General features: G+C 58.2%; 11 protein-coding genes. 6 read left to right on the forward strand and 5 right to left on the reverse strand.

The features are described 5' to 3' along the window. Window positions 1-153 precede the first annotated feature (153 nt). From CAG02_RS13440 to grxD, 3 genes are all read left to right on the forward strand, one after another. Window positions 154-444, forward strand: a complete 291-nt coding sequence (locus CAG02_RS13440; RefSeq protein ID WP_065258633.1) for a hypothetical protein — start codon at window positions 154-156, stop codon at window positions 442-444. A gap of 137 nt (window positions 445-581) precedes the next feature. After that, complete coding sequence (locus CAG02_RS13445) at window positions 582-2,687, forward strand: molybdopterin oxidoreductase family protein (protein WP_085709494.1); 2,106 nt, start codon at window positions 582-584, stop codon at window positions 2,685-2,687. 97 nt (window positions 2,688-2,784) lie between these two features. Beyond that, window positions 2,785-3,126 carry a Grx4 family monothiol glutaredoxin gene (grxD, locus tag CAG02_RS13450; RefSeq protein ID WP_039765841.1) on the forward strand — a complete coding sequence of 114 codons (342 nt, stop codon included), beginning with the start codon at window positions 2,785-2,787 and terminating at the stop codon, window positions 3,124-3,126. Window positions 3,127-3,297: 171 nt separating this feature from the next. Here grxD and bfr read toward each other — a convergent pair whose 3' ends face one another. Further along, the gene (gene bfr / locus CAG02_RS13455) at window positions 3,298-3,774 is read right to left on the reverse strand and encodes a bacterioferritin (protein WP_085709495.1); all 477 of its coding nucleotides are present in this window, start codon (window positions 3,772-3,774) and stop codon (window positions 3,298-3,300) included. Window positions 3,775-3,973: 199 nt separating this feature from the next. Further along, window positions 3,974-4,192, reverse strand: coding sequence for a bacterioferritin-associated ferredoxin (locus CAG02_RS13460; protein ID WP_003227725.1), 219 nt, complete (start codon window positions 4,190-4,192; stop codon window positions 3,974-3,976). Between the two features lie 291 nt (window positions 4,193-4,483). Here CAG02_RS13460 and CAG02_RS13465 point away from each other — a divergent pair, with 291 nt between their 5' ends. Next, window positions 4,484-5,086, forward strand: coding sequence for a peroxiredoxin (locus CAG02_RS13465; protein ID WP_007963972.1), 603 nt, complete (start codon window positions 4,484-4,486; stop codon window positions 5,084-5,086). 75 nt (window positions 5,087-5,161) lie between these two features. On the opposite strand, the gene rnt is transcribed toward CAG02_RS13465, so the two are convergent. Further along, window positions 5,162-5,836 (reverse strand): ribonuclease T, encoded by a 675-nt coding sequence (rnt, locus tag CAG02_RS13470; RefSeq protein WP_085709496.1) that lies wholly within the window; start codon window positions 5,834-5,836, stop codon window positions 5,162-5,164. Beyond that, window positions 5,833-6,879 (reverse strand): dihydroorotase, encoded by a 1,047-nt coding sequence (gene pyrC / locus CAG02_RS13475; protein ID WP_085709497.1) that lies wholly within the window; start codon window positions 6,877-6,879, stop codon window positions 5,833-5,835. Before pyrC ends, rnt begins: the two co-directional genes overlap by 4 nt. A 160-nt stretch (window positions 6,880-7,039) precedes the next feature. Here pyrC and CAG02_RS13480 point away from each other — a divergent pair, with 160 nt between their 5' ends. Both CAG02_RS13480 and CAG02_RS13485 read left to right on the forward strand, forming a co-directional pair. Then, a complete protein-coding gene (locus tag CAG02_RS13480; protein WP_085709498.1) occupies window positions 7,040-7,948 on the forward strand; it encodes an OmpA family protein in 909 nt (302 codons plus the stop codon). 129 nt (window positions 7,949-8,077) lie between these two features. Next, the gene (locus tag CAG02_RS13485) at window positions 8,078-9,295 is read left to right on the forward strand and encodes an argininosuccinate synthase (protein ID WP_007963976.1); all 1,218 of its coding nucleotides are present in this window, start codon (window positions 8,078-8,080) and stop codon (window positions 9,293-9,295) included. Between the two features lie 158 nt (window positions 9,296-9,453). Here the strand turns inward: CAG02_RS13485 and CAG02_RS13490 are convergent, their stop codons facing one another. Further along, window positions 9,454-10,038 (reverse strand): hypothetical protein, encoded by a 585-nt coding sequence (locus CAG02_RS13490; protein WP_085709499.1) that lies wholly within the window; start codon window positions 10,036-10,038, stop codon window positions 9,454-9,456. Window positions 10,039-10,401 lie beyond the last annotated feature (363 nt).

Consider the following 10,401-nt stretch of genomic DNA (forward strand, 5'->3'; position numbering starts at 1 on the left):
GCTTGGCAATCAGGCAGGGCGGGGATGGAGCAGGCCTGGTCGGTTTGCGACCGGTCGGCCATGGAAGCGCTGGTCGGATGTCCGATCTGAAACATTTGCTAAAGCAAAGTGCTGGGTTATAAATAACTCACGAGCGACGCAGGAAGCCTCCGCATGGAATCGAAAGAAAAACTGTTAATGGAATTGCTGGGCCACACGGCACGCTCACTGACTCATCTGACCGCTTCGGTCACTTCCTTGTCCTTCGAACTGCTGCGCAGTGAAGACGAAGTGGTCAAGACCGCCGGCCGCCACATGATCGATCGCATGGCGACCATCAGCACCGGACTCGACGAGCATTGGCGACTGATCGGCGAACTCACCGGCGTGCACGTCGCCCACGAACAGATCGAAACCATTCAGGAAATCCAGCTGGCCGCACCGCCCCAGTTGCCTTCCAACTGATCGCGATGAAGGGCTATCGGCTCGCCTGATGGTCGTCGATTCACAAGACGAACGTCGCTGGCGCCACGCCCGGCCACGCGCCATAGTTTTGTTCCCGCAGGCGTTGTTGCCTGCCCAGAACAAGACAGAGACTGGCCATGACCAAGACTCTCCACCACCGTGCGTGCCACCTGTGCGAAGCCATCTGTGGCCTGAGCATCGAAACCACTGAAACCGACGGCCAGGTGCAGATCACCTCGATCAAGGGCGACGCACTGGATACGTTCAGTCGCGGGCACATCTGCCCCAAAGCCGTGGCGCTGCAAGACATCCAGAACGATCCGGATCGCCTGCGCCAACCCATGCGCCGGGTTGGCAGTGAATGGTTGCCGATCGGGTGGGAGGAGGCCTTTGAGCTGGTGGCTGAAAAGCTCTCGGCGATTCAGGCGCGTCATGGGCAGAACGCGGTCGCCGTGTATCAGGGCAATCCGAGCGTGCACAACTACGGGCTGATGACCCACAGCAATTACTTTCTGGGCCTGCTGAAAACCCGCAATCGCTATTCGGCAACTTCTGTCGACCAACTGCCCCATCACCTGACCAGTTACTTGATGTACGGCCACGGCTTGCTGCTGCCGATCCCGGACATCGATCACACCGACTTCATGCTGATCCTGGGCGGCAACCCGCTGGCGTCCAACGGCAGCATCATGACCGTGCCGGATGTGGAAAAACGCCTGAAGGCCATCCAGGCCCGGGGCGGCAAAGTGGTGGTGGTCGATCCGCGGCGCAGCGAGACGGCGGCGATGGCCGACCAGCATCTGTTCGTGCGTCCCGGTGGCGATGCGGCGTTGCTGTTTGGTGTGCTCAACACGCTGTTCAGCGAAGGGCTGACGTCGGACAGCCATCTGCCGGTGGACGGTCTCGACGACGTGCGCGCAGCGGTGGCGGCGTTCACGGCCGAAGCCATGAGCCCGTTGTGTGCCGTTCCCGCCGAACAGATCCGCCAATTGGCCCGGGACTTCGCCGCTGCGCCAAGCGCAGTCTGCTATGGCCGGATGGGTGTTTCCACCCAAGCCTTCGGCACGCTGTGCCATTGGGTCGTGCAACTGATCAACCTGGTGACCGGCAATCTCGACCGGGTGGGCGGCGCTCTGTGCACCGAGCCTGCGGTAGACCTGGTGGCGTCCACCTCGGGCGGGCATTTCAACAAATGGCAAAGCCGTGTCTCGGGTCGCCCGGAGTACGGCGGCGAGCTACCGGTCTCGGCGCTGGCCGAAGAGATGCTCACCGAAGGCGAGGGGCAGATTCGCGCGTTGATCACCGTCGCCGGCAATCCGGTGTTGTCCACGCCCAACGGCCGGCAACTGGAGCAGGCGCTGGACGGGTTGGAGTTCATGGTCAGCGTCGACCTGTACATCAACGAAACCACGCGCTACGCCGACCTGATTTTGCCGTCCACCTCGGCGCTGGAGAACGATCACTACGACACCACGTTCAACCTGTTCGCGGTGCGCAACGTCACCCGTTTCAACCGGGCGATCCTCGCCAAGCCCGAAGGCGCGTTGCATGACTGGGAAATCTTCGTCGGCCTGGCCAAGGCTTTTGCGGCGAAGACCGACAGGGAACTGAAGCCGACGATGCCGCCGGCGAAGATGATCGACATGGGTTTGCGCATGGGCCGGTATGGCGACGCCTCCGAGCACAAGCTGTCGCTGGCGACCCTGTTCGATCATCCGCACGGCGTTGATCTGGGGGCGCTGAAACCCAACCTGACACCACGATTGAAGACCGCCAATCAACGAGTCCAGGCAGCGCCGCCGGAAATTCTTGCCGACCTGGCGCGTTTCTCTGCCTTGCAGGCGCCGGCTGATGGTGAACTGTTGATGATTGGTCGCCGTCATGTGCGCAGCAACAACTCATGGATGCACAACTATCATCGACTGGTGAAGGGCAAGCCGCGTCATCAGTTGCTGATGAACCCGGAGGATCTTGCCAGTCGCGGGCTCACTGATGGTCAGCTTGTGCGCGTCAGCTCACGGGTCGGGCAGATCGAGGTCGAGGTGCTCGGCAGTGCGGACATGATGCCGGGCGTGGTCAGCCTGCCGCACGGTTGGGGCCATGCCCGCCCGGGTGTGCAGATGGCGATTGCCAGCGGCCAGCCGGGCTCCAGCGCCAACGATCTGACCGATGAATGCCAGCTCGACGAGTTGTCGGGCAATGCGGCGCTCAACGGCGTGCCGGTGACGGTGGCGGCGGCTTGAGCATGTCTGTCGGGGAGACCGAGCAGCGCGCTCGGGATTCCGTTACAATGCGCCACCGTGCCGACCCATGAGTCGGAAAGTTCAGCCGAGGTGCTCCATGGATATCATCGAAACGATTAAAGAGCAGATTGCCAACAACACCATTCTGCTTTACATGAAAGGCTCGCCGAATGCCCCGCAGTGTGGCTTCTCCGCGAAAGCTGCGCAGGCTGTGATGGGCTGTGGCGAGAAGTTCGCCTACGTCGACATCCTGCAGAACCCGGAAATCCGTGCCAACCTGCCGAAGTACGCCAACTGGCCGACTTTCCCGCAACTGTGGGTAGCCGGTGAACTGGTCGGCGGCAGCGACATCATGGCTGAAATGTTCGCCAACGGTGAACTGCAGACTCTGGTCAAGGAAGCATCCGCCAAGGCTGCTGCGGCCAAGTCCGAAGCCTGACCGGCTTTTGTGGGAGCGGGCTTGCTCGCGAAGAACGATGACGCGGTGTAATTGTTGAACTGCAGTGTCTTCTTCGCTGGCAAGCCAGACTCCTACCGACATGGCAATAAAAAGCCCCGCCTCTCGAAAGAGGGCGGGGCTTTTTAATGTCTCGCGTTCAGCGCTTGCTGATTACTCGTCGTCGCCCATCTGCGATTGCAGATAGTTCTCGAGACCGACTTTATCGATCAGGCCCAGTTGGGTTTCCAGCCAGTCGATGTGTTCTTCTTCGGATTCGAGAATGTCTTCAAGCAGTTCGCGGCTGCCGAAGTCGCCAACCGATTCGCAGTGAGCGATGGCAGTCTTCAGATCGGCGTGGCCGGTCTTCTCGATACGCAGGTCGCACTCCAGCATTTCCTTGGTGTGCTCGCCGATGTGCAGCTTGCCCAGGTCCTGCACGTTCGGCAGGCCTTCCAGGAACAGGATGCGCTTGATCAGCTTGTCCGCGTGCTTCATCTCGTCGATGGATTCGTGGTACTCGTGCTTGCCCAGCTTGTTCAGGCCCCAATCTTCATACATGCGCGCATGGAGGAAGTACTGATTGATCGCGACCAGCTCATTGGCAAGGATCTTGTTGAGATGCTGGATGACTGTTACGTCGCCTTTCATGATGGGAGTCCTGCCCTAAGTAGCGGTATATAAGGCGGAGTTTGAGCTTGGTATTTATAAGTGTCAAACCTAAGTTATTGAATAATATATGAAAATTAATCGGAATAAGAATGTTTGTGTTCCGCGTCTAGTCGCTAAGCAATTGATTTGCAGGCATAAAAAAACCGGACATTAGTCCGGTTCTTCGAATTGGGTGCAATTACGCTGCAGTAAATTCTACAGGGTAGGGGATCGCGGCCTGGGCGGTTTGCAGCTTGGTCAGGGTTTCGCGTACCACTTCCTTCGCAAGGCAGGCACATTTGCCGCATTGGCTGGCTACGCCGGTGGCCTGACGGACTTCTTTATAGCTGCAGCAACCTTCATAGATCGCTTCGCGGATCTGTCCGTCGGTGACGCCAGTGCAGAGGCAAACATACATAAGTGAGAACCGTCGCTGGTTGTGGCTCAATTGCGATGGATCTTAATGTTAACGAGAATGATTGTCAAAGTGCTTTCCCAACGGTTTTCATCGCCAACGGCTGTGACTGACGAACGGTGGTGCATGGCTGAATGCCAGCCGGGATTTCGCGAAAAACCTTTGAGGACAGTCGAAAAACGCAGTGTATGATGGTCGGCCCTTGCGAAGGGGGTTCGTGTCACAGGGCTGTCGCCTGAGGGTGACAGGCTGGCGCGGACCCTGAACTTCAAGTTTCTACACCAGGAGATATCAATGAGCGTACTCGTAGGCAAACAAGCCCCTGACTTCACCGTCCCGGCCGTACTCGGCAATGGCGAGATCGTTGACAGCTTCACCCTGTCCTCGGCCATCAAAGGCAAATACGGCCTGGTGTTCTTCTACCCGCTGGACTTCACCTTCGTCTGCCCGTCCGAGCTGATCGCTCTGGACAACCGCATGGCTGACTTCAAGGCGCGCAACGTAGAAGTGGTCGCTGTGTCGATCGACTCGCACTTCACCCACAACGCCTGGCGCAACACCCCGGTCAACAATGGCGGCATCGGTCAGGTGAAATACACCATGGCTGCCGACATGAAGCACGAAATCGCCAAGGCCTACGACGTTGAATCCGAAGGCGGCGTGGCTTTCCGTGGCGCGTTCCTGATCGACGACAAGGGCGTTGTCCGCTCGCAGATCATCAACGACCTGCCGCTGGGCCGTAACATGGAAGAGCTGATCCGTCTGGTCGACGCTCTGCAATTCCACGAAGAGCACGGCGAAGTCTGCCCTGCCAACTGGAAGAAAGGCGACAAAGGCATGAACGCTTCGCCGGAAGGCGTTGCGGCTTACCTGACCGAGAACGCTGCTGCCCTGTAAGGCGCAACGTCGAGGTACAAAAAAAACCGGCCCATGTGGCCGGTTTTTTTATGCTCGGTAGAAAACCGACGACGATCAGTCGTCGAAGTCTTCCCAGCCGCCCATCTGTTTCCAGCGGTTGACGATGCCGCAGAACAGCTCGGCAGTCTTCTCGGTGTCGTAACGCGCGGAGTGCGCTTCACGGCCATCGAAATCGATGTCGGCTGCCTGACAGGCTTTCGCCAGCACGGTCTGACCGTAAGCCAGACCGGCGAGGGTCGCGGTGTCGAAGCTGGAGAACGGGTGGAACGGATTGCGCTTCATGTCCAGCCGCGCGACGGCAGCGTTGAGGAAGCCCAGGTCGAAGCTGCTGTTGTGGCCGACCAGGATCGCCCGCTTGCAACCGTTGGCCTTCAAGGCCTTGCGCACGCCACGGAAGATGTCGGTCAGGGCCGTTTCTTCACTGACCGCCATGCGCAACGGGTGATCGAGCTTGATCCCGGTGAACTCCAGCGCCGCCGCTTCGATGTTGGCGCCTTCGAACGGCTCGACACGGAAGAAGTAGGTGTGATCCGGGTAGACAAAACCCTTTTCATCCATGGCGATGGTGGTCGCGGCAATCTCCAGCAACGCATCGGTGGCCGAGTTGAAGCCACCGGTTTCTACGTCGACGACAACCGGCAGGTAGCCGCGAAAGCGTGCTGCCATCGGATGGCGCGAACCGCCGCCACCTTGACCGTCCAGTTCGTCGTCGAAATGGTCTTCACTCACGCGTGTTCCTCCAGCAGGCGCCAGCGCAGTTTTTCACCGGCGCGCAGCGGGATAACGTTCAGCTCGCCGAAGGGCAGGCTGGTCGGGGCGGTCCATTCTTCACGAACCAGGGTGATACGGTCGGTGTTGGCCGGCAGACCGTAGAAGCGCGGGCCGTTGAGGCTGGCGAAGGCTTCGAGCTTGTCCAGCGCATTGCGCTGCTCGAATGCTTCGGCATACAACTCGATGGCAGCGTACGCGGTGTAGCAGCCGGCGCAGCCGCAGGCGGCTTCCTTGGCGTGCTGGGCGTGCGGCGCCGAGTCGGTGCCGAGGAAGAACTTCGCGCTGCCGCTGGTGGCTGCGTCGAGCAGAGCTTCCTGATGGGTATTACGCTTGAGGATCGGCAGGCAGTAGAAATGCGGACGGATCCCGCCCACCAGCATGTGGTTGCGGTTGTACAGCAGGTGATGCGCGGTGATGGTCGCGCCGACGTTGGCCGAAGCCTCGTTGACGAACTGCACGGCATCGCCGGTGGTGATGTGTTCGAACACGACCTTGAGGCTCGGGAAACGCTCGACCACACGACGCATGTGCTCGTCGATGAAGATTTTTTCGCGGTCGAACACGTCGACGTCGCCACGGGTGACTTCACCGTGGATCAACAGCGGCATGCCGACTTCGGCCATGGCTTCCAGCGCCGGGAAGATCTTGTCGATGCTGGTGACCCCGGAATCGGAGTTGGTAGTGGCACCGGCCGGGTACAACTTGGCCGCGTGGACAAAACCGCTGGCCTTGGCTTCACGAATTTCTTCGGGCTGGGTACGGTCGGTGAGGTACAGCACCATCAACGGCTCGAAACGACTGCCGGCCGGGCGGGCAGCGAGAATCCGCTGGCGATAGCCGTCGGCTTCAGCGGCGTTGCGCACCGGAGGTACCAGGTTAGGCATGATGATGGCGCGACCAAAGGTGCGCGCAACATCTGCAACGGTATTGGTCAACACGGCACCATCGCGAAGATGAATGTGCCAGTCGTCGGGACGCAGCAGGGTCAGGCGGTCGGACATGAGGGGATTCCAGGCGGGTCAAACTGAGGCGAATGCTACCGGAAAAGACTCTTGCAGGCACTCGCTATCAAGTTTTGCGACGAGCGTCCGATATCCCATAGGTATGCCGTAAACATGTATGTATCGGTCTTTTTTGTTGTAGAAGCCAATGGAGCCTCCCGTGCGCCAGCGTTATTTAGCCTTGCTCAGTGTGTTTGCCAGTCTTCCCGCGATGGCACTGACCTACCAGACCCGTCTGGAGAACATTGAGTGGACGGTCGAAGGCGACAAGTTCGAATGCCGCCTGACGCAGCCGATCACCGACTTCGGCTCGGGCCAGTTCGTGCGCAAGGCCGGCGAGCAGGCGATCTTCCGCCTGAATGCCTACAACGCGATGCTGGGCGGTGGTTCGGCAACCTTGCTGGCGGCGGCAGCGCCCTGGCAGCCGGGACGCAATGACATCAACCTGGGCAGCGTCAGGATCGGTACCGGCAACGTGCTGTTCAACAGTTCGCAATCGCAGGCCGGCGGGCTGATCAGCGGTTTGCTGGAAGGTCGCAGCCCGGTGGTGCGGCGTGCCTCCGGTGATGGACGGGTCTCCGAAGTGCGTCTGCTGCCGGTCAAGTTCAGCAAGGCGTTCAACGACTACCAGACCTGCGTGGCGAAACTGCTCCCGCAGAATTTCGATCAGGTCAAAAACTCGCAGGTCGGTTTTCCGGGCGAAGGCATCGATCTGGACGGCGCCGCGAAAGCCAAACTGCAAGTGATGCTCGAGTTCATGAAGGCCGATCCGACGGTCAATCACATTGAGCTCGATGGCTATTCCGACAACAGCGGCAATCGCCTGACCAATCGTGAGTTGTCGCGCCGTCGTGCGCTGGCGGTGGTCGATTTCTTCAAGGCCAACGGCATCGCCGAATCGCAGATCACCGTGCGTTTCCACGGCGAGCAATACCCGCTGGTACCGAACACCAACGCCGCCAACCGGGCGAAAAACCGGCGAGTCAGCGTGAAGTTGGCCCGGGTGGCACCGGTTACCGCTCCCGCACCTCAAGCCAGTACGCCTGCCAACGCCGCGGCGACTTCCTGACCTGTCGGTCATCGTCGCGCTCTCGACAGATTCTGTCGCTTTGTCGTCTTAAGCTGTCGCGCCTCTGTAAATTATCGCGTTTGAGCGGTAGACTCCTCGGCTTTCCGTAGAACCCCGTGGAGTGATGGCATGGCGGACGTAAACAAGGTCGTTCTGGCGTATTCCGGCGGCCTGGACACTTCGGTGATCCTCAAGTGGCTGCAGGATACTTATAACTGTGAAGTCGTGACCTTCACCGCTGACCTGGGTCAGGGCGAAGAGGTCGAGCCGGCTCGCGCCAAGGCGCAGGCCATGGGCGTCAAAGAAATCTACATCGACGACCTGCGCGAAGAATTCGTGCGTGACTTCGTGTTCCCGATGTTCCGCGCCAACACCGTTTACGAAGGCGAGTACCTGCTGGGTACTTCCATCGCGCGTCCGCTGATCGCCAAGCGTCTGATCGAAATCGCCAACGAAACCGGCGCCGACGCCATTTCCCACGGCGCGACCGGCAAGGGCAATGACCAGGTACGTTTCGAACTGGGTGCCTACGCGCTCAAGCCAGGCGTGAAAGTGATCGCCCCTTGGCGTGAGTGGGACCTGCTGTCCCGCGAGAAGCTGATGGACTACGCCGAGAAGCACGCGATCCCGATCGAGCGTCACGGCAAGAAGAAGTCCCCGTACTCGATGGACGCCAACCTGCTGCACATCTCTTATGAAGGCGGCGTGCTGGAAGATACCTGGACCGAGCACGAGGAAGACATGTGGCGCTGGACCGTCTCCCCGGAGAAGGCTCCCGACACCCCGCAATACCTGGAGCTGACCTACCGCAACGGCGACATCGTCGCGCTGGACGGCGTCGAAATGACCCCGGCCACCGTGCTGGCGACCCTGAACAAGATCGGTGGTCAACACGGTATCGGCCGTCTCGACATCGTTGAAAACCGTTACGTCGGCATGAAGTCCCGTGGCTGCTACGAAACCCCGGGCGGCACCATCATGCTGCGTGCTCACCGCGCCATTGAATCGATCACCCTGGACCGCGAAGTCGCTCACCTGAAAGACGAGCTGATGCCGAAGTATGCCAGCCTGATCTACACCGGCTACTGGTGGAGTCCTGAGCGTCTGATGCTGCAACAGATGATCGACGCATCCCAGGTCAACGTGAACGGCGTCGTGCGCCTGAAACTGTACAAGGGCAACGTGATCGTGACCGGCCGCAAGTCCGACGACTCGCTGTTCGACGCCAACATCGCGACCTTCGAAGAAGACGGCGGCGCCTACAACCAGGCCGACGCGGCGGGCTTCATCAAGCTCAATGCGCTGCGCATGCGTATTGCTGCCAACAAGGGCCGCAAGCTGTTCTGAGCCCCTCGGGCCTGATGTGGAATAGCGGCCTTGTCGTTGTGACAAGGCCGCTATGTTGGAAAACCCTTCTGTTTACCTGATCGTTGCCGATCAGCGTTTCCATATCAATGGGTACTTTGTGCATCGCACTGATGCGCTTCGTGTATCCGCGCCTCAATTTAAACTTTTCCCAATACAGTGATGTTCAGCGAGTGGACATCGTAAATAATACAATGCGTCGTTCCCATGGTTTTTTTTCCTTGTTTCAGCGTTTTGGCGAAATTTTCTTTCGGTAAAATATCCGACATATCGTCGGTTAAAACGAGGAGTATTCTTGGTAAGTTCTTACCGGGGTGTGGGATTTTTTTCAATTGCGTGTCGATTTTTGATTCGGTATTCGGTCCTCGAATATCAATGATGCACAGTGTGCTCAGTGGTTTTGGTAGTTTTACGGTGTGCGGTCCTGTATTCGATTGAGCTGTAGACTCGCCGAGGAAGTCCGGGGCTTCATCTTTAAAAGCTTTGAGAAAGTTCTTGTCGTTATCAAAGTCGGAGGGCGCATAAAGGGATCGGTAGTTGAAGTTCAATGTAATGAAGAACAGGAATAACAAATAAAATGGAAAGCTGATCAAAAACCAGACGTAGATTTCCCGTTCGTCGTTGTCAAGGAAGGGCAAGGACACCGCTGCGGACGTTTCGGAGATAAACGCGAATATGGCAATGACACTGATGGGGTTGGTGATTTTTTTGTTGATCTTTAACATATTCTTTACTCATGAGTGTGGTCTTTCTCATTGTGTTGGGTGGTTTTAATTGTTGTGGTTGAAGGATTTTGCTCGCCGGTATTTGGTGTTTATAGTAAAAAAATCCGGTTGGATATAAGTATGTTGTTTCGGTTTTTTTTGTTGCGCTGAGTGCATCTTTTTCAAGGTCCGCTATCCAGTAGTCATGCTCATGAGTCTTTTCTGTAGGATAAATCTTTATTGCCTGTAGGAAGTGTCTCTCGCTACTGATGCAAGGGAACTTCGCTATGCCATGGAGGAAATGACTACGTTATTGTGCCGGTTCTAAAAATTCGAACAGCGAAACTGGACTTGCCCATGAATAAAGTGCTGATCGTGGATGAT

It is taken from the genome of Pseudomonas sp. R43(2017), assembly GCF_002112345.1.
Taxonomy (GTDB): domain Bacteria; phylum Pseudomonadota; class Gammaproteobacteria; order Pseudomonadales; family Pseudomonadaceae; genus Aquipseudomonas; species Aquipseudomonas kribbensis.